This is a genomic window from Comamonas sp. 7D-2 (assembly GCF_022749555.1).
GTDB classification, from domain to species: domain Bacteria; phylum Pseudomonadota; class Gammaproteobacteria; order Burkholderiales; family Burkholderiaceae_C; genus Comamonas; species Comamonas thiooxydans.
Window position 1 is genome coordinate 1,256,704 of sequence record NZ_CP094238.1, and the last position, 25,214, is coordinate 1,281,917.

The following is a 25,214-nucleotide window of genomic DNA, read 5'->3' on the forward strand; positions in this document are numbered from 1 at the left end:
AGACTGAAACGAGAGACACGAGATGATTGACAACATCAGCTGGCTGGCGATCTACCCGGAGATCACTCTCCTGGTCATGGCCTGCGTCATTGCCTTGGTGGACCTGGGCGTCAAGAGCGCCCGTCGCACCGGCACCTATGTTCTGACCATGCTCACCCTGCTTGTCGTGGCGGTGATGCAAGGCATGTACGCCGCGAGCGGCAATACCTTCTACGGCTGGGGCAACATGGTTGTCTCGGACGCCATGGGCAACTGGCTCAAGTGCTTTGCCACTATCGCCGTGATGATCACCATGGTCTACGGCCGCCCTTATGCGGCCGAGCGCGACATGCTGCGCGGCGGTGAGTTCTTCACACTGTCCATGCTGGCCCTGCTGGGCATGTTCATCATGATCAGCGGCAACAACTTCCTGGTCCTGTATCTGGGCCTGGAGCTGCTGACACTGTCCAGCTATGCGCTGGTGGCTCTGCGCCGTGACCACACCGTGTCCGTCGAAGCCGCCATGAAGTACTTCGTTCTGGGTGCCATGGCTTCCGGTTTCCTGCTGTACGGCATGTCCATGCTCTACGGCGCCACCGGTTCGCTGGATATCGGACAGGTCTTCAAGGCCATCAATTCCGGTGAAATCAAGCACCAGGTGCTGGTCTTCGGTCTGGTCTTCGTGGTCGCCGGTCTGGCCTTCAAGCTGGGTGTGGTTCCCTTCCACATGTGGGTGCCCGACGTTTACCAGGGTGCACCTACCGCCATCACTGCCTTGATCGGCGGCGCGCCCAAGCTGGCTGCCTTTGCCATGACCATCCGCCTGCTGGTGGACGGCCTGCTGCCGCTGGCCATCGATTGGCAGCAGATGCTGATGGTGCTGGCCGTCTGCTCGCTGCTCATCGGCAACCTGGCCGGTCTGCAGCAGACCAGCCTCAAGCGCATGCTGGCTTACTCGACGATTTCCCAGATGGGCTTCGTGCTGCTGGGTCTGATGTCGGGTGTGGTGGACGGCAAGGTCGATCCTGCCACCGTCGAAAATGCCTACAGCTCGGCGATGTTCTACATCGTGACCTATGTGCTGACCGCCCTGGCTTCCTTCGGCGTGATCCTGCTGCTGGCCCGCGAAGGCTTTGAAAGCGAAGAGATCGCCGATCTGGCCGGCCTGAACCAGCGCAGCCCGCTGTACGCCGGCGTGATGGCGATCTGCCTGTTCTCCATGGCCGGTATTCCTCCGCTGGTCGGCTTCTACGCCAAGCTGTCCGTGCTGCAGGCACTGGTCGCTTCGGGCAGCAGCCTGTACATCGGTCTGGCCGTGTTCGCCGTGATCATGTCGCTGATCGGCGCCTTCTATTACCTGCGCGTGGTCAAGGTCATGTACTTTGATGCTCCAATCACTGCTACCAGCGTGTCTGCCCCTCTGGATGTACGCGTTGTGCTGACGATCAACGGTGCGCTGGTTCTGCTGCTGGGTATCCTGCCCGGCGGTCTGATGGCCTTGTGCGCTGACGCCGTTGTGCGTGCCCTGGCTTCCTGATAAGACGAATGTGATGAGGGCTTGATGCCCTCATCGCTTTTTCTAGGAATGGCTTTGTGTCTATAACCGCCTCTATCTGGCTCATCATCTTGGCTGCCCTTGTGGCAGCCAATTTGCCTTTTATCAACCAGCGTCTGGGCATCATCGGCCCCGTCATGGCCGGTCGCAAGCCGCTGTGGGTGCGCCTGCTGGAAATGATTGCCCTGTACCTGCTGGTGGGCGGCCTGGGCTTGCTGCTGGAGCGTCGCGCCGGTCAGATATCCCCCCAAGGCTGGGAGTTCTATGCCATTACTGCTACGCTGTTTTTGACGCTGGCATTTCCCGGCTTCGTTTATCGCTATCTGGTTCACCGCAAGGGTTGAGTGGCGCCATGAAAGTGCTTGATCTTCACTGCCCTGCAGGCCATGTCTTTGAAGGCTGGTTTGCTTCGGAAGATGATTTTCAGAATCAGCTGCAGCGCAAGCTGGTGGAATGTCCTGTTTGCGGCGACAGTGATGTGACCAAGCGCTTGAGTGCTCCCCGTCTCAATCTGGGCGCACAGCCGCCCAAATCTGCCCAGACTGCGAAACCGGCTCCTGCCGCAGCGCCGGAGCTTCCCGTCGCCGTACCCGAGATCAGCGCCGAGGCGCGGGCACATCTGCAGTCCATGCATGCCGCCTGGATGCAGTGGTCGCGCCAGGTTGCGCAAAATACCGAGGACGTCGGCAAAAAATTCGCCGAAGAGGCGCGCCGCATTCACTACGGTGAAACCGAGGAGCGCGCCATTCGCGGCCAGACCAGCGCCCAGGAGGCCATGGAGCTGCTGGAAGAGGGCATTGGCGTCCTGCCCCTGGCCTTGCCCGAGTCGGCCAGTGGCGAAGGCGGCAGCGGTAGCCTGCAATAAGACAACCCCGCTTCCGGTCAGCGCCCTGCGGCTTCAGCTCAGTTGCTGATAGATCGCGTCGGCCAGAGTCTGCAGGCGCTCGCGCGGCAGGGAGGCACTCAAGGCATAGCCTTGCCGGCCATCGATCCAGTAAAAGCCATGGCTTGCACCGTCGCTGCTCCATTGAAAGGAGGCAGGGGCGGAGGTGGCTGCCGTCCCGGGCTTGAGCACCGAGACATACAGGGTGACGCGCTGGCCGGCCTGATCCTCGTACATGAACTGGGCGCGGGCCTGGCCGGTCTCCCCGGGCAGCAGCCGCCCGCCCATGAGATGAAAGCCCTGGGCTTCCAGCACCGGCGGCTTGAGTGCAACGCCCAGCCGCTTGGACAGCCACTGCACCAGATGCGCCTGCTGCTGTGCCGCGACCTCGACGGGGTGGCGCTGCTCGGGCACATAGACGGCATGGGCAGCAGCCGCCTCGCGGACAAAGCCTGGCAACTGCACGGCCGTGTCCGCTGGCAGCGAGCCGGATTTTTGCTGGCCTGCACCATAGCCAAGTCCCAGGCCCACGCTGAGCATGATGCCTGCGGCCAGCGCATGTTGCCAGCGCCACTGCAGCGCCGGCTTTTGCAGGGATAGTATGAGCCGGGGCGGGACCGGCTCTTCGAGCAATTGCGCATGCAGAGCCTGAAGGCCCGCGTTCTGGGCCTGAATGGCGGCCATGCGCGCTGCTTCTTCGGGGTGTTCGGCCAGCCATTGCGCCACGGTCGCAGCGGCATCGGGCTGCAACTCTCCATCCACCCAGGCATGCAGCGTGGTTTCATCGGGGCGCTGGGGTGTCATTGCACTTTCCTTCATTTGACAGCCCTCAACATGGTCGTCGCGGGTCTTTCTCCTTCCATGAGGCGCCTGAGCTGCTCGCGGGCGCGCGAGAGGCGCGACATCACCGTTCCCACGGGAACGCCCAGCATCTGCGCGGCTTCGCCATAGCTGAACTGCTCCATGCCGATCAGCAGCAGCACCTCGCGTGCCTGCGGCGTGAGATGGGACAGGGCCCGCTCCAGATCCAGTTGCAGCGTCAGTCTGGGCATGGGGTCGTGAGGCGTGTCCTGCGCCTCGTCAAGCTCCACCATGCGATGCCGCGAGGACTGCTGCCACTGATTGGCATAGAGGTTGTGCATCAAGGTCAGCAGCCAGCTGAGCAAGGCCTTTTGCACCTGCTCGGCCGAGGCGGCGGCAGGCGGCTGCCATAGGGCCCACTTCTGGCAGGCGCGCTCCAGGGTGTCCTGCACCAGATCGTCTGCCAGCGCGGCATCGCCCGCCAGCGCACGTGCATAGCGGCGCAGGCGGGGAATATGGACCAGGGCGGCGTCGACCTTCACTCAAGGCTTGGCGACATGCCAGCTATTGTTGAGAAAGCCGTCACCCGTCATGTCGCCGGGCTTGGCATCCTTGACCCAGTGATAGAGGGGGCGGCCCTTGTAAGCCCATTGCTTGCTGCCGTCGTCGCGCATCACCACGCTCCAGTCGCCGATCGGCGCCGCACTCGCGGGGGCCATCAGAGGCGGCCAGTTGGTGGCGCAGCCGCCGTTGCAGACGCTTTTGCCGGAGCCTGCGGCATCCTTGTCAAAGACGTAGAGCGTCATCTGGGTCGGTCCGACCAGCACGCCGTTGAGGGTGGTGGCAGGGGATTTTGCCGAAGTGACCGAGCCGGTCGAGCAGGCCGCCAGCAGGGCGGCGGAAGCTAGCGTCAGAGAAGCGATGCGAAACATGAGGTCTCTCCTTGTGGTTGACCTGCAGTAAACAGTTCTGCAAGGGGTTTTATTCCATTCGTTTTCACGCAGGAACTCAAGAGCAGCGCGGCAGGTCTTGCAGGCATGGTCTCAGGCATCGATTGCTGAATAATTTGATAGCTGTTATCGCTGGTTAGATATTCGTTTCAGGGATAGAGGAGCATGAAACCCATATGGAAAAAGCGGAAGCAGCTTTTAAATTAATAGCGATATGGCTGTTCTTTGTCGCCCTTGGTTTTTAAGGACGACAAATGGCAAGCATATTTGCGAGCATTGGGCTAGTAACCCGGTTACTCCAGTGGGAATTGAGCGACTCAGGGTTTACGGCATCAGGGCCAATCTGGGGAGCGCTGTGCTATGAGGGCGCATTTCGCCCAGTCTTACTAATATTGATAGCGCAATATGTATAAGGCATAAGCTTTTTTAGAGATTCCGAAGTGGATGCTGACATTCCCGGGGATGCCGCTGTCTCTGGCGTGGCTTGCAGTTGCGATGAGTTTGAAGTTTGCAGTTACTTCTGTTGTTGCTATTTGTTTTATGGAAGATTAGGGAAAGCATAAGTCTGATGGCTCTTCATTCCTAGGAGTTTCCCGCTGCGGCACTGCAGCATGAAAGACCAAGATGCCGCTCAGGCAGAGGAAGTACAGCAAGTTGCTCCCCTCTTTGTTTTGCAGCATTCAGGACTGACGGCCAGCGCATGAGCGACCTTATTCTCGAAACCAGGCAACTCACCAAAGAGTTCAAAGGCTTTACCGCCGTCAGCAAGGTGGATCTGGCCGTGCAGCGTGGCTCCATTCACGCGCTGATCGGGCCCAATGGAGCAGGCAAGACCACTTGCTTCAATCTGCTGACCAAGTTTCTGGAGCCCACTTCCGGGAGCATCCAGTTCAACGGACTGGACATTACCCGCGAGGCGCCGGCACAGATTGCGCGACGCGGCGTGATTCGCTCGTTTCAGATTTCCGCCGTGTTTCCGCACTGCACCTTGCTGGAGAACGTGCGCATAGGCCTGCAGCGCCAGCTGGGCACGGCCTATCAGTTCTGGACCAGCGAGAAGACGCTCAATCAGCTCAATGACCGCGCCATGGAACTGCTGACCGAAGTCGGGCTGCAAGACCTGGCCGATGAAGTGACCGTGAACCTGCCTTATGGGCGCAAGCGCGCCCTGGAAATTGCGACCACGCTGGCCATGGAGCCCGAGCTGATGCTGCTGGACGAACCCACACAGGGCATGGGCCATGAGGATGTGGATCGCGTGACCCAGCTCATCAAGAAGGTCTCTGCCGGCCGCACCATCCTGATGGTGGAGCACAACATGAAGGTGATTGCCACCATCGCCGATCGCATCACCGTGCTGCAGCGCGGCGCCGTTCTGGCTGAAGGGCGCTACGAAGAGGTTTCGCGCAATCCGCAGGTGATGGAAGCCTATATGGGGACCACGGACGGGCAGCTTCAGGGAGGGCATTGAATGCTCCCCCTGTGCCGCTCACGCGGCTTCCCCCTGAGGGGGACGGCAGCCTCGGTGCGGGGCGGCCCTTCCTCACTGCCTCTTTGATGGTTTCGTGCGTGATTTGAGTGATACGAATGAATAAGACAAGTACTCCGGCGCTGGAAATTTCGGGACTCAATGCCTGGTATGGCGAATCCCATGTGCTGCATGGCATGGATCTGGTGGTCAATCCCGGCGAGGTGGTGACCCTGCTGGGCCGCAATGGCGCGGGACGCACTTCCACGCTGCGCGCCATCATGGGGCTGACCGGCTCGCGCAAGGGCTCGATCAGGATCAATGGCGTGGAAACCATTCACATGCCCACGCACAAGATCGCCCACCTTGGGGTGGGTTACTGCCCCGAGGAGCGCGGCATTTTCTCCAGCCTGTCCTGTGAAGAGAATCTGATGCTGCCGCCGCCGCTCAAGACCGGCGAGCCGGGGATGAGCATCGACGAGATCTACCAGATGTTCCCCAACCTCTATGAGCGCAGGAACAGCCAGGGCACGCGCCTTTCGGGCGGCGAGCAGCAGATGCTGGCCGTGGCGCGGATCCTGCGCACGGGCGCGCGCCTGCTGCTGCTCGATGAAATTTCCGAAGGCCTGGCCCCCGTCATCGTCCAGACCCTGGCTCGCATGATCACCACGCTGCGCGAAAAGGGCTACACCGTGGTGATGGTGGAGCAGAACTTCCGCTTTGCCGCGCCGCTGGCCGACCGCTTCTATGTGGTCGAGCACGGTCATGTCGCTTTGCGCTTCGGAGCCAGCGAACTGGACGAGAAGATGTCCGTACTCAACGAGCTGCTGGGTGTCTGAGCCTGCAAGCAATTCCATTTCGTTCATAACAAAGAACCAACCCGTGGAGATAAAGATGAAAGCAAAACTGAGCGTTCTCTCGTGCATGCTGGCCGTGGCCGGCCTGTCCAGCCCTCTGGCCCAGGCCCAGGAAAAGGTGAAGATCGGTTTCGTCACCGATATGTCCAGCCTGTACGCCGACGTGGAGGGCAAGAACGGTGCGGTCGCCATGCAGATGGCAATCGACGACTTCGGAGGCAAGGTCCTGGGCCAGCCTATCGAGCTGGTCAGCGCAGACCATCAGAACAAGGCCGACATCGCCGCGTCCAAGGTGCGCGAATGGATTGATACGCAGGGCATCTCCATGGTCTTCAGCGGCACCAATTCCGGCACGGCACTGGCGGTTTCCCAGATCGCCAACGAGAAAAAGCGCGTTCACTTCAACAGCGGCGCGGGTTCTTCCGCGCTGACCAACGAGCAGTGCAACCCCTATACCGTGCACTACGCCTACGACACCGTGGCCCTGGCCAAGGGCACGGGCGGTGCGGTGGTGGATCGCGGCGGCAAGGACTGGTTCTTCCTGACGGCCGACTATGCATTCGGCCAGGCACTGGAGGCCGACACCACCAAGGTCATCAACGCCAAGGGCGGCAAGGTGCTGGGCTCGGTCAAGCACCCGCTCAACGCCTCGGACTTTTCGTCCTTCCTGCTTCAGGCGCAAAGCTCCAAGGCGCATATCCTGGGTCTGGCCAATGCGGGCGGCGACACCATCAATGCCATCAAGGCCGCCAAGGAGTTCGGCATCAACAAGACCATGAAGACCGCCGGTCTGCTGGTCTTTCTGACTGACATCCACAGCCTGGGCCTGAAGAACACCGAAGGCCTGCTGCACACCACCAGCTGGTACTGGGACATGAACGACGAATCGCGCAAGTTCGCCAACAAGTTCTTTGCCAAGACCAAGCGCATGCCTACCGATGTGCAGGCCGCCGACTACTCGGCCGTGATGAACTACCTGAAGGCCGTGGAAGCGGTGAAGACCACCAATGCCGACAAGGTGATGGCCCATCTCAAGAGCACGCCCATCAACGACTTCTACGGCAAGGGCGTGATCCGTCCCGACGGCACTTTCGCCCACGATATGTATCTGGTCGAAGCCAAGAAGCCCAGCGAATCCACCAAGCCCTGGGACTACCTCAAGGTGCTGACCAAGTTGCCTGCCGATACGGTCTGGACCACCAAGGCCGAAACCAAGTGCGCGCTCTGGAAGTAATGGCGCTACCGGTTTGATGCACACCTCACCCTCACCAGCGTATCTCTCATGGAAATCTTCGGCGTTTCATTGCCCGGCCTGATGAGCCAGCTCCTTCTGGGGCTGGTCAACGGTTCGTTCTACGCAATTCTGAGTCTGGGCCTGGCCGTGATCTTCGGCCTGCTCAATGTCATCAACTTTGCGCATGGCGCCCTGTTCATGCTGGGGGCCATGTGCACCTGGATGGCCATGAGCTACTTCGGCATCAACTATTGGGTGATGCTGATCCTGTCGCCGGTGCTGGTGGGGATTTTGGGGGTGTTGATCGAGCGCTTCTTGCTGCGCTGGATCTACAAGCTCGATCATCTCTACGGCCTGCTGCTGACGCTGGGGCTGTCGCTGCTGATCGAGGGGGTGTTCCGCTCCGTCTATGGCGTCTCGGGCCTGGGCTATGACACGCCCGAGCTGCTCGAAGGCGCGACCAATCTGGGCTTCATGATCCTGCCCAATTACCGTGCCTGGGTGGTCGTGGCTTCCATCGTGGTGTGCGTGGCAACCTGGTTTGTGATCGAGAAGACGCGCATCGGTGCCTATCTGCGTGCCGGTACGGAAAATCCGCGCCTGGTCGAGGCTTTCGGCGTCAACGTGCCCGTGATGATCACGCTGACCTATGCCTTCGGTGCCGCGCTGGCGGCTTTTGCCGGCGTGCTGGCCGCTCCCGTCTACCAGGTCACGCCGCTGATGGGGCAGAACCTGATCATTGTGGTGTTTGCCGTGGTGGTGATTGGCGGCATGGGCTCCATCATGGGATCGATTCTCACCGGTCTGGCGCTGGGCGTCATCGAAGGGCTGACCAAGGTTTTCTGGCCTGAAGCATCGTCCACCGTCGTGTTTTTCATCATGGTCATTGTTTTGCTGATTCGCCCCGCTGGCTTGTTCGGTAAAGAAAAATAAGAGGGGCACGACATGAAATCCAAGACGCTTGTTCAACGCATTGCCCCCGTGGGCTATGGCCTGCTGCTACTGGGCCTGATCGTCGCGCCCTTCCTCGGTGCCTATCCGGTTTTTGTCATGAAGCTGATGTGCTTTGCACTGTTTGCTTCGGCCTTCAATCTCTTGCTGGGCTATACGGGTCTGCTGTCCTTCGGCCACGCCGCGTTTCTGGGCGGTGCGGCCTATGTGGCTGGCTACACCATCAAGGCCTGGGGCTTTACGCCCGAAGTCGGCATGTTGCTGGGTACGGTGGTCGGCGGTCTGCTGGGCCTGATCTTTGGCTGGCTGGCCATCCGTCGCCAGGGCATTTATTTCTCCATGATCACGCTGGCGCTGGCACAGATGCTGTTCTTTGTCGCGCTGCAGGCCAAGTTCACAGGCGGCGAAGACGGCCTGCAGGGCGTGCCGCGCGGCAAGCTGTTCGGCGTGATCGATCTGAGCAGCGATATGGTCATGTACTACGTGGCGCTGATCATCGTGGCAGCGGCCTTTCTGCTCATCGTGCGCACCATTCATTCGCCGTTCGGGCAGGTGCTCAAGGCCATCAAGGAGAACGAGCCGCGCGCCATCTCCCTGGGCTATGACGTCAACCGCTTCAAGCTGCTGGCCTTTGTCATCTCTGCGGCCCTGACGGGTCTGGCCGGCTCTCTGAAGACTCTGGTGCTCGGCTTTGCGACCTTGTCCGATGTGCACTGGACCACCTCCGGGCATGTGATTCTGATGACGCTGATGGGGGGGCTGGGCACGCTGTCGGGTCCGCTGCTGGGCTCGGCCGTCGTTGTGGCGCTGGAAAACAAGATCGGCGAGTTCGGTACCTTTCTGGCGCACACCACGGGAGTGGAATGGTTCAGCACGCTGGGCGAATCGGTCACCATCGTCACCGGCCTGATCTTTGTGCTCTGTGTGCTGCTGTTCCGCAAGGGCATCATGGGCGAGTTGATCGCCTGGCTGTTGCGTCGCAAATAAGGCGCTTCGCCCTCTCTCCAAAGGCCGCATCTGCGGCCTTTTTTATTGTCCTGACTTCAGTGTGGAAATCGAAATTTCAGAGATTCCTGAAATTCCTGGTACACGTTTGCAAGCGATGGACTTTATTTCTCACAACAATGGACTTTTTTTCTCATTTCAAAAATGCCTGAGTGCAGCCGGATGCCGGTGCGCGTGCAGGCGCATACAGTTCGAGGTTCGATATGACACATCGGGAGCAGGCGCAGCCCTTGGCCGCGCGCATCTGGCTCTGGGTTCTGGGGGCGGCGCTGGCGCTTGCCGGCCTGTTCTTCTTGATAGGCGGTGGCAAGCTCATCAGCCTGGGCGGCAGCTGGTACTTTTTGCTCGCTGGCCTGGGGCTGCTGTTGTCCGGCGTGCAACTGGTTCGCCGCCGCGTGAGCGGCGCATGGTTCTACCTGGGCACTTTCGGCGCGACCGTGTTGTGGGCGCTGGCCGAAGTGGGCCTGGATTACTGGAGCCTGATTTCGCGTCTGCTGGCGCTGACCTTTGCAGCCGTGGTGGTGCTGGCCAGCATGCCCTTGCTGCGCAAGGCTGGCGAGCCGGGCAAGGCGTTGTCCAGCAAGGCGCCATTTGCTGCAGCGGCGGTCATGCTGGTGGCTGGCATGGCGGCCTTTGTGTCCATGTTCCAGATTCACCCCGAGGTGCAGACCCCGTCTGCCGTGGCACGCAAGCCTGTGGATGCTGCCAGCGAGCAAAAGGACTGGAGCCATTACGGCAACAGCAGCAACAACGACCGCTTTGCCGCGCTGGATCAGATCAACGTGGACAACGTCAGCCAGTTGCAGGTGGCCTGGACTTTTCGCACCGGCGACATACCCAAGTCCACAGGCGCCGGCGCTGAAGACCAGACCACACCGCTGCAGGTGGGCGACAAGGTGTTTGTCTGCACGCCCAGCAACAACGTGATCGCGCTCGACGCAGACTCTGGCAAGCAGCTGTGGCGTCATGACACCAACTCCCATGTGGGCGGTGTGTGGGAGCGCTGCCGCGGACTGGCCTACTTCGATGCGGATGCCGCACTGGCTCAGCCCAGCGTGCCGGGATCGACTCCGGTGCAGGCGGTGAGCCTGCCTGCTGGCGCCACCTGCAAGCGCCGCATTCTGATGAACACCATCGATGCACGTCTGTTTGCCATCAACGCAGACAACGGCGAGTTGTGCGGCGAGTTCGGCGATCACGGCGTGGTCGACCTCAAGCAGGGCGTTGGCACTATTTCAAATCCCGCCTTCTACACCCTGACATCGGCGCCCACGGTGGCCGGCACCACGGTGGTGATCGGCGGCCGCGTGGCCGACAACGTACAGGTGGACATGCCCGGTGGCGTGATTCGCGGCTTCGATGTAATGACTGGCGCACAGCGCTGGGCGTTCGACTCAGGCTCGGCCACGCCCAATGAAGTGCTCAAGTCCGGCGAGACCTACACCCGCTCATCGGCCAATGTCTGGGCGGGAACAACTTACGATCCCAGCTCCAATACGGTGTACCTGCCCATGGGATCGGCTTCGGTGGACCTGTATGGCGCCACGCGCTCTGCAGCGGACCTGAAGTACGGTGCGTCCATCCTCGCGCTGGATGCCGCCACGGGCAAGGAGAAATGGGTGTACCAGACCGTGCACAACGACTTGTGGGACTTCGACCTTCCCATGGCTCCCACGCTGATCGATTTCCCTTTGCCGGATGGCAAGACGACGCCAGCGCTGGTGGTCGGTACCAAGGCCGGTCAGATCTTTGTACTGGACCGCCACAGCGGCAAGCCGCTGACCAAGGTGGAAGACATTGCCGTCAAGCCCGGTCATATTCCTGGCGAAAAGTATGCCCCGACCCAGCCTCTGTCCGTGGGCATGCCGCAGATCGGCACCAAGACCCTGACCGAAGCCGATATGTGGGGCGCGACGCCGGTGGATCAGCTGATCTGCCGCATCAAGTTCAAGTCCATGCGCTATGAAGGCCTGTTCACCGCGCCTGGCACCGATGTGTCGCTGAGTTTCCCGGGTTCGCTGGGCGGCATGAACTGGGGCGGCCTGTCTGCGGATCCCGGCAACAATCTGATCTTTGTGAACGACATGCGTCTGGGCCTGTGGGTGCAGATGATGCCCCAGCAGAAAAAGGACAAGCTGTCCGACGGCGGTGAAGCGCCCAACACCGGCATGGGTCAGGTGCCGCTGGGAGGCACTCCCTATGCTGTGATCAAGGACCGCTTTATGTCGCCTCTGGGCATTCCTTGCCAGAAGCCTCCGTTCGGCACGCTGACCGCCATCGACATGAAGACCCAGCAAGTGGTCTGGCAGGTGCCCGTGGGTACGGTGCAGGATCAGGGGCCCATGGGCATCAAGATGCGCATGCCCATGCCTGTGGGCCTGCCCACACTGGGCGGCACGCTGGCGACCCAGGGCGGTCTGGTGTTCTTTGCCGGCACGCAGGATTACTACCTGCGCGCCTGGGATAGCGCCACCGGCAAGGAAATCTGGAAGGGCCGACTGCCAGTTGGCAGCCAGGGCGGCCCCATGACTTACAAGTCGCCCAGGACCGGCAAGCAATATGTGGTCATCTCGGCCGGCGGTGCCCGTCAGTCGCCCGACCGCGGTGACTACGTGATTGCCTACGCGCTGCCCGATAGCGGCAAATAAGCGACGCAGGCATTGAACCCGAACAGCCATGGCTCGTCAGAGCCATGGCTTTTTTCATCGCCGGGCAGCGCCCCTCTCGGAGGGGCCGCGACCACACGCAGTGGGAAGCGTGGGGGGCCTTTTTTCATGCCTGCGCTGCGTGTTACGCTCGCGCGCTTGAGTCAATGGAGATGTGGTCGTGAGCGAGCAGCAAGGTCCTGAAAATTCACTGAGCCAGCAGCCTTCGGCAGACGAGGCATCGGCCGATATGCGCCGAGCCCTGCTGGATGCGGGCAAGACCGAGTTTGCCAATTACGGCTATGACGGAGCGCGGCTGGAACGCATTGCCGCCAAGGCGGGCTGTGCCAAGCGCATGCTCTACTACTATTTCGGCAACAAGAAAGACGTGTACCTCGCGGTCATCGAGCAGAGCTACTCGGATATTCGCGAGTCGGAGGAGCAGCTCAATCTCGATGCGCTGGAGCCCTTGCAGGCGCTGCATGCGCTGGCGCAAAGGAGCTTCGAGTATCACGAGCAGAACCAGGAGTTCACGCGTCTGGTGCTGCAGGAGAATTTCCAGGGCGGCGAGATGCTGGGCCAGATCTCCAAGACCGAGCTGTTGCGCAAGGCGGCGCTGGAGCCGATCGAGCGCATTCTGCAGCGCGGCGTGGCGCAGGGCCTGTTCAAGGACCAGCTGAGCGCGGTCGATGTCCACTATCTGATTTCGGCCCTGTCCGGCTTCCGCGTGGATCATGCCGCGACCTGGCAGAGCCTGCTGCAGGTCGATCTCTTGGGCGAGAGCTTGCGCGAGCGCCATCTGCAGCTTCTGCTCGATCAGCTCGGCGCTCTGGTGTGCAAGCCCCAGGCCCTAAAGCCTTAGCGCATTCGCATAGCCTGTCATCTCCAGGTAGCCGTTGCCCACGCGGCGGCTTGTGCCATCGGCGCTTATGTTGCGCAGCTCGCACAGACCCTCCCAGTAAATGGCACCGGTGCTGGCGCGGCTGTCCAGTTCCTGGTCGTCCACCAGCGCATGAACCTCGAAACGGCCCGCCGGTGTCTGCACGCTCCAGGCCACAGGGTAACTTGCTTTGCTGTGCGGGCTGCTCCAGTGGCGCAGCGGTTTGAACCGTACCTGATCGGCGGCAAAGATTTGCGCGCTCTGGTTCGGCGCGCGAAATGAGCCGCCGGCCCAGAGCGCCGAACCATTGTGGCGGCGAAGATGAAAGGCCGTGAGGGCGCTGCCGTCATCGAGATTCATGCCTATCCAGTCCCAGCCCTGAGCCTCAGGGTCCATGATGGCCGCGCTGCATTCATGGTCCAGCCAGGCGCGGTTGTGTGCGCTGGCTTGCACAGGCAGCTGCTGCCCGCCCACGGTGATGGAGCCGCCGACCTTGAGCTGAGGCTGACTGTAGTAGTAGCTGGCCTGTTCCTCACGCGGGCCTTTGCGTGAAAGACCATTCAAGCCCTGCAAAAGCAGTGGCTGCGTGCTGTCAAATTCAAGATCCAGTATGAAGTCCTGGTTGCTCAGCAGAGCTCTGTAGCGACTGGCTTCGCTGGCGCTTCGTCCTGGTACGGGTCGACGCTGGAGATACCAGTCGTTGATATGCACATCGGTATCGTTTTCGCTGGCTCCGGCCAGACCCAGTCCCGCGCGCGCCATGCGCTGGTCGTGGCGTAGCTTTTGGCCCTCGACATCGCACAGGGCCGCATGGGCGAAGATCAACTGCTTGGCCGCAAGTGCCGATTGCAGGCCTTGCGCGGCTTCGATGCGCGAGCGAAAGAAAGTCAGCTGAAAGCCCCAGGGCTTGCCGCCGGCCTGCAACTGTCCGGTGATGTACCACCACTCGGTCTGCAGATCAGGGTGGCTGCCGAAGTCGCGTGGAAACTGCAAGGTTCTGGACGGCAAAGCCATGCCTGGCAGAGGCAGGCCCAGGGTAGCCCAGCCCAGCCCGGCAGCAGCCAGCCTCTGCAGGGACTGCCTGCGTGACAGGGCCAGCAGTGCCGGTTGTTGAGGCTGGGAGTGCGTGGGCTGATAAGGCATGGTCCATTGTCGCCCAGCCGATCAGCGCAATGCCATGAGCTTCGAGGTGCTGCTTTGCGCTGCCTCAGCCGATATCGATCAGGGGAACGATCACCATCCAGCTGACTCCGAAGCGGTCGGTCACCACACCAAAACGGCGCGCAAAAAACGTGGTGTCCAGCGCCATCTGTACCTTGCCGCCCTGGCCGATGGCGGCAAAGATGCGGTCGGCCTCATTCTCGCTGGGCGCGGTGATGGACAGAGAAAAGCCTTTGAAGTCTGGCTTGCCGCCGTTCATGCCGTCAGATGCCATGATTTGCGTCTCGCCAATCTGGACATTGGCGTGCATGATTTTTTCGGGATCCATCTGTCCCGGGCCGCAGCCTTGCTGGGTCGATGACTCGGGCTGCGGAGGAGCATCCTTGTAGCGCATCAGCATGGTGATCTCGGCCCCAAGTGCGGCCTGGTAGAAATCCAGGGCCTCTTCGCAGCGGCCATCGAAAAAGAGATAGGGCTGGATTTGCATACGAACTCCTCGCAGCGGTGAAGGTTTCATTGTGCGCTGCGCAACGGCGCAATCATGTGAAAAACGCTGACAGGGGTGCAGGTATAGCTACCAGTCCTCCTTGACGGCCAGCACCGCGTCGGCACTGGCGGCCCGGCGTCCGGCCAGCCACGCGGTGATGACGCCTGCCAGCACCACGGCAGCGCCCAGCGCCAACAGGCGCAGCAGGGGCAGGCGCAGCTCCATGGTCCAGTGAAAGCTCTGCGGGTTGACCACATGCACGAGGATCACGGCCACGCCCAGGCCCAGCAGCGTGCCCGCGATGGTGCCCAGCATGGTCCAGGCCAGACCCTCGGCGGCAACCACGCTCAGCACATTGCGCCGTGTCAGGCCCAGATGGGCCAGCAGCCCGAATTCCTTGCGTCTGGCCAGTACCTGGGCGCTGAAGCTGGCCGCAATGCCGAACAGGCCTATGCCTATGGCCACGGCCTGCAGCCAGTAGGTGACGGCAAAGCTGCGATCGAAAATGCGCAGGGAGCGCTCGCGCAGCGCCTGGCTGCTGACAAATTCCAGCGCTGGGGGCGGCTGCCCCGGCGTGCCGAGGGCCTGCTCTATCGCTGCTTGCAGATCGGTGCCAGACAACTGGCTTTGGGACTCCGGCCAGACGGCGATCTCGCTGATCTGCGCTGCATTGCCTGCATGACCCACCAATGCCAGGTAGTCCTTCCAGTCCAGGGCCACGGCACCGAACTGACGCACATAGTCGCGCCACACGGATGCTATGTAAAAAGAAGCTTCCGGCGTTTGGTGGTCATGGGTTTGAAGGCTGAAAGCCTTGGAAAGCAGCGGCCACGCATCACCAGGCTTCAGGCCATAGAGCTGGGCCACGGCTTCGCTGATGTGCACGGCAATGCCTGGGCGTGTCTCATGGATTGGGCCTTCCACCCAGGGAAGCAGCATGGCCTGCTCACCTTGAAGAGGTCGAATCAGCAGACTGATGGCCGGGCGCTCGGGGCTCAGCACCAACTGGCTGCTGCGCATGGCCTGGGCACGCGCTATGCCGGGCAACTGCTCCAGGCGCTGCGCCGCATCGGCCGGCAGCAGGGCTGCATCGACACGGCTGGAGCCGCCTGCGGCGCGTACATACATGGGGGCGGGCAACACGGCATCCAGCCACTCCATCATGCTGCCGCGAAAGCTGGTGACCATCACCGTCAAGGCTACGGCCAGGCTCAGGCTTGCCACCACACCGCCCACGGCCACGGTAGTGGCGTGGCGCATGCGCCGCGCGCGCTCCAGCGCCAGCGTGGCCAGCGGCTGGCGCGAGAAGGCCTTGGGTACCAGTCCCAGCACCGAACCCAGCAGCCAGGGCAGGGCTGACATGCCGCCCAGCAACAGCAGGCCCACGGCCATATAGGCCGCCAGCGGGATACCTGCCACCGGTGGCATAAAGGCCAGCACCAGGCTGGCTGCAAGCAGCGTCACTGCGGGCCACAGGCGCGGGGCTCTCTCATGCGTGCTGCCCAGTCCCTTGAGCGTGGTCGCTGGCGGCAAATCCATGGCGGCGCGTGCGGGCCACCAGGCTCCGGCCAGCGTGGCGGCAAGGCCCAGCAGACCGAAGACCAGCGCTGCCACAGGGCTCCAGTGCAGGGCTGGCTGCACGCCGGCAAAGAAGCCGCCGCCCAGATCGCCGCCCAGCACCTGCAGCGCCACCCAGGCCAGTGCCGTACCCAGCGCAATACCGGCCAGGCTGCCTATAAGCCCCAGCGCCAGCGCTTCCAGCAGCACCAGTGCCATGCGCTGGCGCGGCGTGGCTCCGAGCACGGCCAGCAGCGCAAACTGCGGCGCGCGCTGTGCCACGCTGAGCGCCAGTACCGAGAACACCAGAAACGCTCCCGTGAACAAGGCCACCAGCGCCAGCACCGTGAGGTTGACGCGGTAGGCGCGCGACATCTCGCCCACGCGCTGCTGATCGTCGCTGGGCTGCTGGATCAATACCTGGTCTTGCCAGGCCGGCAGGGCGTGCAGGGCAGTGGTCACTTGACTGCGGCTGGCGCTGTCGGTCAGCAAAAGGTCCAGCCTGTCGATACGGTCAAACAGGCCGAGCTTTTGCTGCAGTGCGCCAATGTCCATGACTGCGACCGGTGCGCCGCTGGCGGCGACCGTGCCCGCAATGCGAAGTTGCTGGGCCTGGCCGTTGAGCAGCCATTGCATGGGGGCGTTGGCGGCCTGTTCAGGATTCAGACGCAGGGCCTGCAAGGCGGCGGCATTGAGAAATACGGCATCGGGAGCAAACAGATCGAGCCGGTTGCCGCCTTCAAACAGGCGCGGCATCAGGGCCGGGGCGACAGGTGCCAGTTTGAGGGCATCGCTGCCGAGCACGCGCAAGCTCACGCCTTGCGCTGCTCCTAGCGTGCCGCGCGTCTGCAAATCTGCAGTGCTGCCCGGCAGCAACACCGTGGTTTCGACCCAGGGAACGGCGGTGGCGATGCCCCGGGTCTGCGCCACCTGCGGATAGAGTGCCAGCGGCAGACCGCCCTGCATGGCGTGCAGTTGCAGATCGGGCTGGCCGTTGACGCTGCGTACCGCCCTGGAAAATTCGTCCAGTGCCGACTGGTTGATCACATGGACGGCAAAGCCCAGTGCCACGCCAAGCATGATGGCAATCAGCGCCGTGGCCGTGCGCCAGGGATGCTGGCGCAGCTCCTGCCAGGAGAAGCTGCTCAGCAGCATAAGAAGCGGGGGGCGTGCAGTCACAGGCCTAGCGATGTTTGCTGCGACACCGAGAGTTCGGCCTGCATGCCGCCGGCCGTCAGCCGCAGCACGCGGTCGGCTCGCCTGGCCGCTTCTGCGGAATGGGTGACGAGCACCAGCGCCGTGCCGTTGTCGCGGGTTTGCTGCAGCAGCAAATCCATGATCTGCTGGGCTGTGGATGGGTCCAGATTGCCCGTGGGCTCATCGGCCAGCAGCAGAGGCGGCGAATGCACCAGGGCTCGCGCTATGGCCACGCGCTGCAACTGGCCGCCGCTGAGCTGCTGGGGCAGGCGCTGGCCCAGACCCGCGAGTCCCACGGCTTGCAGCACCTGCTGCACGCGCTGCTGACCCTGGCCGTCCATGCGCCCGAGCAGCATCAGCGGCAGGGCAACGTTCTGCGCCACATCGAGATGGGGCAGGACATGAAAGGCCTGGAACACAAAGCCCAGATGCGCGCGCCGCCAGATGGCACGCCGGGCTTCATCGAGCGTGGAAAGATCCGTGCCGTTGTGCAGAACCCGGCCTTGCTGCCAGCTGTCCAGCCCGGCCAGGCAGTTGAGAAAGGTGGACTTGCCCACGCCGGAGTTGCCGACGATGGCGACAAACTCGCCGGCGGCGATCTCGCAGCTCACCTGCGCGAAGACCGTGGTCTGGGCCTCGCCCTCGCCATAGCGTTTGGCAAGGTCGCTGACCTGCAGCAGCGGAAGGGCGTGGGGTGAGTCGGTGGCAGCCATGCAGCGATCTTAACGATGGGCGGCTGCGGTCGTGGTGCTTAGCTGGCGTCTTGCTGCGCCGCGTCAATGGCAGCCATGGCGGCATCCAGCAATTGCTGCTGGGCGCCGGGTGCATCGCAGGCAATGGCATGGCGCTGGGGCATGGAGCGTAGCCAGGTGATCTGGCGCTTGGCCAACTGGCGTGTGGCGGCGATGCCGCGCTCGCGCAGGCCCGCCATGTCCAGTGGTTTGCCGGGATCGGCCTCCAGGGCGTCCAACACTTCCCAGGCCTGGCGATAGCCCACGCAGCGCATCGAGGGCAGGTCCAGATGGAGATCGCCGCGTGCGCGCAGGCTGCGCACTTCGTCGAGGAAGCCTTGCTCCAGCATCAGATCAAAGCGCAGCGCAATGCGCTGATGCAGCCAGGCTCGCTCTGCAGGCTCCAGCGAAAAAAGCGTTGCAAGTCCCATCTGTTCGGCTGGGCCCGTCTTTTTCCTGGTCGTGTGAAAGCTTGAAAGCGGTTTGCCCGAGACATGCCAGACCTCGAGTGCGCGCTGGATGCGCTGGCTGTCGCCGGGGGCCAGGCGTGCTGCCGTGACGGGGTCCACCTGGGCTAGTCTGGCATGCATGGCGGGCCAGCCCAGCTCGGCGGCCTGCGCGTCCAGCATGGCGCGCACTTCGGGGTTGGCGGCGGGCATATCGTCCAGCCCGTCCACCAGCGCCTTGAAATACAGCATGGTGCCGCCCACCAGCAGAGGTATGGACTTGCGGGCGCGGATTTCGGCAACCAGCTTTTGCGTGTCGCGCACGAACTCGGCCGCGCTATAGGCCTGCAGCGGATCGATGATGTCGATGAGGTGGTGCGGCACGGCGGCCAGCTCGTCCCTTGTGGGCTTGGCTGTGCCGATGTCCATGCCCTGGTAGACCAGGGCCGAATCCACGCTGATGATCTCGGCCTTCTGCCCGCGTTGCGCCAGGCGCTCGGCCAGAGCCAGCGCTGCCGCAGTCTTGCCCGAGGCAGTGGGGCCGGCAATGGCGATACAGGGCAGGGCGTGGGCAGCAGTCATGGGCGAAATCCGTACAGGTCAAAGCACAAGAACCAATGACCGCCGGTCATTGGTTCTTGCTGGTTGTGAAGGATAACGCAGCCCGCCGCTTGGCGGCAGCGGCGGGGCTTAGTGCCCTGCCTAGCCCCGGCTCAGCCGTGCCGGCACATAGCGATCGGCCTGAATATCGGGCGAGAGGCCGTGGCTGTAGATTTCGGCCGTGATGGGCAGCAATTGCTCGTTCCATTCCTCCCATTGCCTGCGCAGGCCGGCAAAGATTGCTGGCTGATGCTCCTTGAGATTGGCGCGCTCGCGGGCGTCCTCCTCCACATTGAACAAGAACTCGTTGTCGTTGATCTTGAGGTATTTCCAGGGCCCCTGGCGCACGGCACGCTGGGTCTGTGATTTGTAGCGCCAGAACAGGCTGCGCTCGGTATTGGCTGCATGGCCCTCCAGGATGGGCAGGATGTTCTGGCCGTCGCTGGGGAAGTCGGGGTGTGGCCTGGCACCTGCAGCGGCCAGCAGCGTGGGCAACCAGTCGAAGCTGGCTGTGACCTGCTCCTGGACCTGGGGCTGGATGCGGGCGCTCCAGCGCAGCAATGTGGGCACGCGGATGCCGCCTTCCAGCAGCTCGGTTTTCTGGCCCGTGAAAGGCCAGGTCTTGGAAAAGCGTTCGCCGCCATTGTCGCTGGTGAAGATGACGATGGTGTTGTCGGCCTGGCCGGTGTCATCGAGCGCCTGCAGCACCTGGCCCACGGCCTTGTCCAGGGCCTCGACGATTTCTCCATATTTCTTGAGACTGCCGCCGTCGTAGTGGAACAGGTCCTTGATGCTGTGCGCGACATGCTCGTCGTCAGGCCCTTCCCAGGGCCAGTGCGGTGCCGTGAAGTGCAGCGACAGGAAAAAGGGCTTGTCCTGGTCCTTGCGCTCATGCACATAGCGTGTGGCCTCATCACCCAGGATATAGGTGTAGTAGCCCGTGCGCTCCACGGGCTCGTTGCCTTGCCAGAGGTCGGGGCTGAACTGCTCGCCCACGCCGGGCTTGTGCGTGAAGTAGTCAATGGCACCGCTGTGATTGCCGAAGAAATAGTCGTAGCCGCTGCGCTGCGGGCCGTAGGCGGGCGGCTTGCCCAGATGCCATTTGCCTATCAGCGCCGTGTCGTAGCCCGCTTGCTTGAGCAGCGATGGCAGCGTGGGGTGATCGGCAGGGAGGCCTAGTTGCGCGCCATGGCGTGCCAGCGGCTCTTCGAGCCCGGCCTGGAGCCGGTACTGATAGCGTCCGGTGATCAGCGCAATGCGTGTGGCGGAGCAGACGGCCGAGTTGGCATAGGCCTGATTGAAGCGCACGCCCTGGGCGGCGAGGCGGTCCAGATGCGGGGTCTTGAAATCGGTGGCTCCATAGACGCCCAGGTCGGCCCAGCCCAGATCGTCGGCCAGGATGAAAACGATATTCGGTGCGGTCATGAGTAGGTCGTTCTGCTTATTCGATGGCAAAGCCGGAGTTGGCAATCACGGGACGCCATTTGGCGACTTCGGCCACGCGCAACTGCTCCAGTGCCTGCGGCGTGCGAGGGTCCGGCTGCAGGGACAGCTCCGCCCATTTGGGCTGCAGCTTGGGATCCTGCAGCGCGTGGTTGACGGCGCGGTTGACGGCGGCAATGGCTTCGGGCGAAGTGCCTTTGCGTGCCCACAGGCTGTACCAGCCGCTGCCTGTGGCCTTGGGGTAGCCGGCTTCGGCAAAGGTCGGTACATCGGGCAGCTCGCGACCGCGCTGGCTGCCGAAGGTGCCCAGAATGCGCACCTTGCCTTCCTTGTGCAGCGGAGCGAGCTCGCTGGTGGTCTGGATGGCGGAGGCCAACTGGCCGCTGATCAGATCCGTCATCATGGCCGGACCGCCCTTGTAGGGCACATGCACGATGTTGACGCCGGCCGCTTCGCCCAGCAGCAGACCGAAGAAATGCGGCAGGCTGCCCACGGCAGGGCTGCCGAAGTTGGCTTTTTCAGGGTTGGCCTTGAGCCAGGCCACATATTCCTGAATATTGCGCGCCGGATGCCTGGCGGGGACGGCCAGGCCGAACTGGAAATGCGCGAGCAGACCCACTGGAGAGAAGTCGCGTGCAGGGTCGTAGCCGGGCTTTTTGTAGACGATCTGCGAGAGCACCGGGGTGACCAGCGGTGCGATCAGATAGGTGCTGCCGTCGCTGGGGGCGTTGAGCAGAGTCTGTGCGGCAATCTGGCCGTTGGCGCCGGGTTTGTTGTCCACCACCACGTAGTGGCTCCTGCCCAGCTGTGCGGCGATGTTTTCGGCCAGCACGCGTGCCAGCAGATCGATGCCGCCACCTGCGCCAAAGCCCACCAGAATGCGGCTGGACTGAGGAACGGCGGATATCTCGGCGGCCTTGGCCAGAGAGCTGAGGGAGAAACCAGCGGAGCTGGCGGCAAGCAGCGATTGCTGCAGAAAGGAGCGGCGGGAATGCATGGCTGGAGATCACAAAAGTGCGGCGCGTTGGCCAGTCCAGGCATTCTCAAAAAATCTCTATAAAAAGAAAAATAATAAAAACTGGTTTTTAAATAACACAAACATCTTATTTCAAATCATGATTTGCTGATGCCGAAACGCTGTACCAGCGTCCATGCCGTGATGGCAGTGCAAGCCGACCAGAACCAGATGCCGAAAGCCAGCGGCATGGTGGAATCCGCATCCAGATTCAGTCCCAGCCAGTGCCCCATGGCAAAAGCCATCAGCATCATCACCAGGCCGTTGATCGCCGAGGCCGTGCCCGCTGCCTGGGGGAAGGGTGCGATGGCATTGCTTTGTCCGCAGGGCATGTGAATGCCGTGGGCGATCTGGTAGAGACAGAAGGGAAGGGCATAGGCCCAGATGCTGCGCAGATCGCCCAGGGCCGCCAGGCCCATGATGGAGCCTGCCGTCAGCGACAGCACCCCCGCCACGGCCACGGTGCGCTGCACGCTCATGCTGCGCAGCAGACGGCGGCAGGCGAAGGTGCCGGCGATATAGCACAGCGCGTTGCCGCCCAGCATCAGCCCGTATTGCGTGCGCTCCATATGCAGCACGTTGATGTAGGTGAACGAAGAGGCCGCCAGATTGGTGAACAGGCCTGCATAGCTGAAGCAGGTCAGCAGGTTGTAGGCCTGGAACATGGGGTTGCGCACAATGCGCGACCAGGTGCGCAGCAGATTGCCCGCTTGCAGCGCCTGCGGGTTGCGCTGGGGAATCGACTCCCTGAAGCGCAGCACCACCAGCAGCCAGGCCAGACAGCCCATGAAGGCCTGGGCCAGCATGGTGGAGCGCCAGCCCAGCCAGCCCACGAGCAAGCTGCCACTGATGGGGGCCAGAAAGGCCAGCACGCCCAGGCCTGTCAGCGCCTTGGACATGACTTGCGCGCCCATATGCGGTGCGTAGAGATCGCGAACCACGGCACGCGCGCACATCACACCGGCGCCCAGGGCTGCGCCTTGCAGGCTGCGCCAGGCAATCAAGGCCTCCATGCTCTGAGCGCTGGCGCAGCCCAGAGCGGCGATCACATAGCCGCTGATGCCCAGCAGCAAGATCGGGCGGCGGCCCAGCCGGTCCGACAGCGGGCCCCAGAAAATCTGCGAGCAGCCAAAGGCCAGCAAAAAGCCGGTCAGTGTCAGCTGGGCCTGCGAGACATGGGCGCCAAAGCCTTGCTGCAACTGAGGCAGGGCGGGCAGATAGAGATCGGTTGCCAGCGGCTGCAGACCCAGCAGCAGCCCCAGTGTGAGAATCACAAGGACTGCAGATTCAGGAGCACTCTTCGCTTGCTCATCAAGGGATTGAGCGGGATTTTGCTTTGAATTCAGGGCAGGCGGCGCAGACATAACCAGACAGACTATCAGAACCTGCCCATTGATCCGTATGCTGACGAGACAGTATGTGGCGATGTCGCTCAGCGCGGATTCAGGCCGAACAGCTCATGCAGTGCCTGGCGGTATTGCGCCAGTGCCTTGGACTGGGTGTTGTGGTGGCTGGCGCCCTCGACCAGGATCAGGCGCTTGGGCTCGCGCGCCGCATCGAACAGCTGCTGGCCCAGCCGGGCCGGAATCAGCGGGTCGGCCGTGCCGTGCACGACCAGCAGCGGCGAGCCGATGTCCGCCACGGTGTCGACCGAGTTGAAACGCTGCGTGATCAACCAGTTCACGGGCAGCCAGCCCCAGCGCATGGAGTCGAACACATCGGGGATGCTTGTGAAGGTGGACTCGACCAGCACTCCGCTTTCATCCTTGACGGAGCTGGCCAGATCGATGGCAACGGCGCCGCCCAGCGAGTGGCCGAAGATATAGCGCGGCCTGCCTGCGGCCTGTCGGCCCAGCCAGTCCCAGGCGGCACGGGCATCCTCGGCGGCCGAGGCCTGCGAGGGCAGGGCCGGGCTGCTCTTGCCAAAGCCGCGGTAGTCCACAGCCAGCACCGAAAAGCCCATGGCCTGCAGGCGCCGTATGCGTGGCGAGGAGCCCGTCACATTCCAGCGCGCTCCATGCAGAAACAGCAGCAGCGGGGCACGCGCATCGCTGGATGGCATCCAGAGGGCATGCAGCCTGGCGGCGCTGCCGTCGCGGCTGCGAAAGTCTATCCATCGCTCCTGCATGCCGGTCGTGTTGGCTCCGGGCCAGCTGCGGTCGCTGGGCTGAAAAATCCAGACCCGCTGCCTCGCATCGAGTTCGCGCATGCCCCAGCTCGCGAGCACCAGCAGCAAGGCCAGACCGAGTGCAGCCGCGATGCGGCGAGGGCTCCAGAAGCGTGAGGTCTTGGGCATGGAAGAAGAGCGACGGAAGATGGCGGCTGTCAAGTGCTGTGCAAGTATGGCTGTCTGACCTGCCCCCAGTCATCTGGAGTGCATGAATTGGCGATATTCTTGCGGGTGTTTCAAGCCGCAAATGCATAGCTGGTTACGCAGAGTTTGCGAGCGTTTGAAGCCTGTTTGAAGGATTAGTTCACTATGTCGATCTGCCTGGGTCTTGCCGCCAACAAACTCCACCACCAAACCGAGGACGCCGCGCTGTTTGCCCTGCTGCGCGCCTGCGAGGCCGGAATTCGCGAGCTCAAGCTGGGCTTTCATACCGTGGGCCGCACCTATGACGCCATCACGGCGGCCAGCATGCTTCAGGGCTACAAAGGCCTGGTGCGCTATCCCTATGGCCGCGAGGGCGGGCTTATGAGACTGGTGGCCGAGGTAGTGGGCATGGAGGGTGACGAGCGCACTCTCGACGGCGCCATCTACCTGATGGACCCGGTGGATCCGTCGTCCATCTTCCCCGAAGCCCTGGCCCTGAAGCGCCAGTGCGTGATCCACGGCAAGCCTTTTCTTTCCACCGTCGCCTCCACGCGCGACTGGATAGAGATGGAGCGCATTCACGCCGGCCTGGCACGTGACCGCAATGCCGACCGCTTTCACGACTACGAAAACCAGACGCTGGCGCTGATTGCCCACGATGCCATGAAGCCCACCATGCTGGACTTTGCAGCACACAACTTCGAGTTGCTCAGCCGCTACCGCCGCCGCGTGGGCACGGGCACCACGGGTCAGAAACTCAACGAAATGGCCTGGAGCAAGGGCTGGCCTGCCGACAAGCCCTGGGTGGACCGCTATAACAGCGGTCCGCTGGGCGGTGATGCGCAGATTGCCGATCTGGTTCTGGAAAAGCGCTGCCACCGCGCCATCTTCTTCGAAGACCCGCATGTGGCACGTCAGCACGAAGCCGATATCCAGCTGCTGGAGCGCGCCGTGACCACGGTCACGCACGATGCCGTCTGCAGCACCTCGCCCCAGGTGGCGCAGCGCTGGTGCGATGCGGCAGTCAAGCGCGCAGGCTGATGCGGGTTGCTGAG

23 protein-coding genes are annotated in these 25,214 nt (G+C 62.6%); 11 read left to right on the plus strand and 12 right to left on the minus strand.

What is annotated here, in order from left to right; translation table 11 throughout:
- The first annotated feature begins 22 nt into the window (after positions 1-22).
- Genes nuoN through MPZ60_RS05710 form a run of 3 tightly spaced genes read left to right on the plus strand, consistent with a single transcriptional unit; the run spans position 23 to position 2,399 of the window.
- The gene (gene nuoN / locus MPZ60_RS05700; protein WP_003064398.1) at positions 23-1,516 is read left to right on the plus strand and encodes an NADH-quinone oxidoreductase subunit NuoN; all 1,494 of its coding nucleotides are present in this window, start codon (positions 23-25) and stop codon (positions 1,514-1,516) included.
- 56 nt (positions 1,517-1,572) lie between these two features.
- Complete coding sequence (locus MPZ60_RS05705) at positions 1,573-1,878, plus strand: DUF2818 family protein (RefSeq protein WP_003076486.1); 306 nt, start codon at positions 1,573-1,575, stop codon at positions 1,876-1,878.
- 8 nt (positions 1,879-1,886) lie between these two features.
- Positions 1,887-2,399 (plus strand): DUF1178 family protein, encoded by a 513-nt coding sequence (locus MPZ60_RS05710; protein WP_034359797.1) that lies wholly within the window; start codon positions 1,887-1,889, stop codon positions 2,397-2,399.
- Positions 2,400-2,432: 33 nt separating this feature from the next.
- Here MPZ60_RS05710 and MPZ60_RS05715 read toward each other — a convergent pair whose 3' ends face one another.
- Genes MPZ60_RS05715 through MPZ60_RS05725 form a run of 3 tightly spaced genes read right to left on the minus strand, consistent with a single transcriptional unit; the run spans position 2,433 to position 4,150 of the window.
- The gene (locus MPZ60_RS05715; protein ID WP_034359820.1) at positions 2,433-3,221 is read right to left on the minus strand and encodes an anti-sigma factor; all 789 of its coding nucleotides are present in this window, start codon (positions 3,219-3,221) and stop codon (positions 2,433-2,435) included.
- Positions 3,222-3,232: 11 nt separating this feature from the next.
- Complete coding sequence (locus MPZ60_RS05720) at positions 3,233-3,760, minus strand: RNA polymerase sigma factor (RefSeq protein WP_034359799.1); 528 nt, start codon at positions 3,758-3,760, stop codon at positions 3,233-3,235.
- Positions 3,761-4,150 (minus strand): hypothetical protein, encoded by a 390-nt coding sequence (locus MPZ60_RS05725; protein ID WP_012837322.1) that lies wholly within the window; start codon positions 4,148-4,150, stop codon positions 3,761-3,763.
- A gap of 718 nt (positions 4,151-4,868) precedes the next feature.
- On the opposite strand from MPZ60_RS05725, the gene MPZ60_RS05730 reads away from it, so the two are divergent.
- From MPZ60_RS05730 to MPZ60_RS05760, 7 genes are all read left to right on the plus strand, one after another.
- Positions 4,869-5,639 (plus strand): ABC transporter ATP-binding protein, encoded by a 771-nt coding sequence (locus MPZ60_RS05730; protein ID WP_034359801.1) that lies wholly within the window; start codon positions 4,869-4,871, stop codon positions 5,637-5,639.
- 116 nt (positions 5,640-5,755) lie between these two features.
- Positions 5,756-6,475: an ABC transporter ATP-binding protein gene (locus MPZ60_RS05735; protein ID WP_003064410.1), complete on the plus strand. Its 720-nt coding sequence runs from the start codon at positions 5,756-5,758 to the stop codon at positions 6,473-6,475.
- Positions 6,476-6,530: 55 nt separating this feature from the next.
- The gene (locus MPZ60_RS05740; protein ID WP_034378762.1) at positions 6,531-7,727 is read left to right on the plus strand and encodes an ABC transporter substrate-binding protein; all 1,197 of its coding nucleotides are present in this window, start codon (positions 6,531-6,533) and stop codon (positions 7,725-7,727) included.
- A gap of 48 nt (positions 7,728-7,775) precedes the next feature.
- Positions 7,776-8,660 (plus strand): branched-chain amino acid ABC transporter permease, encoded by an 885-nt coding sequence (locus tag MPZ60_RS05745; RefSeq protein WP_003057801.1) that lies wholly within the window; start codon positions 7,776-7,778, stop codon positions 8,658-8,660.
- 12 nt (positions 8,661-8,672) lie between these two features.
- Positions 8,673-9,665: a branched-chain amino acid ABC transporter permease gene (locus tag MPZ60_RS05750; protein ID WP_034359889.1), complete on the plus strand. Its 993-nt coding sequence runs from the start codon at positions 8,673-8,675 to the stop codon at positions 9,663-9,665.
- Positions 9,666-9,886: 221 nt separating this feature from the next.
- A complete protein-coding gene (locus MPZ60_RS05755) occupies positions 9,887-12,331 on the plus strand; it encodes a membrane-bound PQQ-dependent dehydrogenase, glucose/quinate/shikimate family (RefSeq protein ID WP_034360039.1) in 2,445 nt (814 codons plus the stop codon).
- Between the two features lie 178 nt (positions 12,332-12,509).
- The gene (locus MPZ60_RS05760) at positions 12,510-13,190 is read left to right on the plus strand and encodes a TetR/AcrR family transcriptional regulator (RefSeq protein ID WP_034359891.1); all 681 of its coding nucleotides are present in this window, start codon (positions 12,510-12,512) and stop codon (positions 13,188-13,190) included.
- Here MPZ60_RS05760 and MPZ60_RS05765 read toward each other — a convergent pair.
- From MPZ60_RS05765 to MPZ60_RS05805, 9 genes are all read right to left on the minus strand, one after another.
- Entirely contained in the window at positions 13,179-14,351 is a 1,173-nt protein-coding gene (locus MPZ60_RS05765) for a lipocalin-like domain-containing protein (RefSeq protein ID WP_052057710.1), read from the minus strand. The two genes, MPZ60_RS05760 and MPZ60_RS05765, sit on opposite strands and share 12 nt — an antisense overlap.
- Positions 14,352-14,415: 64 nt before the next feature.
- On the minus strand, positions 14,416-14,856 hold the full coding sequence (locus MPZ60_RS05770) for a VOC family protein (protein ID WP_034359893.1): 441 nt from the start codon (positions 14,854-14,856) through the stop codon (positions 14,416-14,418).
- Between the two features lie 87 nt (positions 14,857-14,943).
- Positions 14,944-17,568, minus strand: coding sequence for an FtsX-like permease family protein (locus tag MPZ60_RS05775; protein ID WP_034359895.1), 2,625 nt, complete (start codon positions 17,566-17,568; stop codon positions 14,944-14,946).
- 20 nt (positions 17,569-17,588) lie between these two features.
- Positions 17,589-18,323: an ABC transporter ATP-binding protein gene (locus MPZ60_RS05780; protein WP_034359897.1), complete on the minus strand. Its 735-nt coding sequence runs from the start codon at positions 18,321-18,323 to the stop codon at positions 17,589-17,591.
- A 38-nt stretch (positions 18,324-18,361) separates the two neighbouring features.
- Positions 18,362-19,369, minus strand: a complete 1,008-nt coding sequence (miaA, locus tag MPZ60_RS05785) for a tRNA (adenosine(37)-N6)-dimethylallyltransferase MiaA (RefSeq protein ID WP_034359899.1) — start codon at positions 19,367-19,369, stop codon at positions 18,362-18,364.
- A gap of 120 nt (positions 19,370-19,489) precedes the next feature.
- Positions 19,490-20,812, minus strand: a complete 1,323-nt coding sequence (locus MPZ60_RS05790) for a sulfatase (RefSeq protein ID WP_034359900.1) — start codon at positions 20,810-20,812, stop codon at positions 19,490-19,492.
- Positions 20,813-20,828: 16 nt separating this feature from the next.
- Entirely contained in the window at positions 20,829-21,827 is a 999-nt protein-coding gene (locus MPZ60_RS05795) for a tripartite tricarboxylate transporter substrate-binding protein (RefSeq protein WP_034359902.1), read from the minus strand.
- Positions 21,828-21,943: 116 nt separating this feature from the next.
- Entirely contained in the window at positions 21,944-23,119 is a 1,176-nt protein-coding gene (locus tag MPZ60_RS05800; RefSeq protein WP_034359904.1) for a multidrug effflux MFS transporter, read from the minus strand.
- Between the two features lie 158 nt (positions 23,120-23,277).
- Positions 23,278-24,141 carry an alpha/beta hydrolase gene (locus MPZ60_RS05805; protein ID WP_034359907.1) on the minus strand — a complete coding sequence of 288 codons (864 nt, stop codon included), beginning with the start codon at positions 24,139-24,141 and terminating at the stop codon, positions 23,278-23,280.
- A gap of 183 nt (positions 24,142-24,324) precedes the next feature.
- Between MPZ60_RS05805 and MPZ60_RS05810 the strand changes: the two genes are divergently transcribed.
- Positions 24,325-25,200, plus strand: coding sequence for a methylglyoxal synthase (locus tag MPZ60_RS05810; RefSeq protein WP_012837335.1), 876 nt, complete (start codon positions 24,325-24,327; stop codon positions 25,198-25,200).
- The last annotated feature ends 14 nt before the right edge of the window (positions 25,201-25,214 follow it).

Coding starts and splice junctions, on each gene's coding strand:
- nuoN (WP_003064398.1), top strand. CDS start 23: ATGATTGACAACATCAGCTGGCTGGCGATCTACCCGGAGATCACTCTC.
- MPZ60_RS05710 (WP_034359797.1), top strand. CDS start 1,887: ATGAAAGTGCTTGATCTTCACTGCCCTGCAGGCCATGTCTTTGAAGGC.
- MPZ60_RS05715 (WP_034359820.1), bottom strand. CDS start 3,221: ATGACACCCCAGCGCCCCGATGAAACCACGCTGCATGCCTGGGTGGAT.
- MPZ60_RS05725 (WP_012837322.1), bottom strand. CDS start 4,150: ATGTTTCGCATCGCTTCTCTGACGCTAGCTTCCGCCGCCCTGCTGGCG.
- MPZ60_RS05730 (WP_034359801.1), top strand. CDS start 4,869: ATGAGCGACCTTATTCTCGAAACCAGGCAACTCACCAAAGAGTTCAAA.
- MPZ60_RS05735 (WP_003064410.1), top strand. CDS start 5,756: ATGAATAAGACAAGTACTCCGGCGCTGGAAATTTCGGGACTCAATGCC.
- MPZ60_RS05740 (WP_034378762.1), top strand. CDS start 6,531: ATGAAAGCAAAACTGAGCGTTCTCTCGTGCATGCTGGCCGTGGCCGGC.
- MPZ60_RS05745 (WP_003057801.1), top strand. CDS start 7,776: ATGGAAATCTTCGGCGTTTCATTGCCCGGCCTGATGAGCCAGCTCCTT.
- MPZ60_RS05750 (WP_034359889.1), top strand. CDS start 8,673: ATGAAATCCAAGACGCTTGTTCAACGCATTGCCCCCGTGGGCTATGGC.
- MPZ60_RS05755 (WP_034360039.1), top strand. CDS start 9,887: ATGACACATCGGGAGCAGGCGCAGCCCTTGGCCGCGCGCATCTGGCTC.
- MPZ60_RS05765 (WP_052057710.1), bottom strand. CDS start 14,351: ATGCCTTATCAGCCCACGCACTCCCAGCCTCAACAACCGGCACTGCTG.
- MPZ60_RS05770 (WP_034359893.1), bottom strand. CDS start 14,856: ATGCAAATCCAGCCCTATCTCTTTTTCGATGGCCGCTGCGAAGAGGCC.
- MPZ60_RS05775 (WP_034359895.1), bottom strand. CDS start 17,568: ATGCTGCTGAGCAGCTTCTCCTGGCAGGAGCTGCGCCAGCATCCCTGG.
- MPZ60_RS05780 (WP_034359897.1), bottom strand. CDS start 18,323: ATGGCTGCCACCGACTCACCCCACGCCCTTCCGCTGCTGCAGGTCAGC.
- miaA (WP_034359899.1), bottom strand. CDS start 19,369: ATGACTGCTGCCCACGCCCTGCCCTGTATCGCCATTGCCGGCCCCACT.
- MPZ60_RS05790 (WP_034359900.1), bottom strand. CDS start 20,812: ATGACCGCACCGAATATCGTTTTCATCCTGGCCGACGATCTGGGCTGG.
- MPZ60_RS05795 (WP_034359902.1), bottom strand. CDS start 21,827: ATGCATTCCCGCCGCTCCTTTCTGCAGCAATCGCTGCTTGCCGCCAGC.
- MPZ60_RS05805 (WP_034359907.1), bottom strand. CDS start 24,141: ATGCCCAAGACCTCACGCTTCTGGAGCCCTCGCCGCATCGCGGCTGCA.
- MPZ60_RS05810 (WP_012837335.1), top strand. CDS start 24,325: ATGTCGATCTGCCTGGGTCTTGCCGCCAACAAACTCCACCACCAAACC.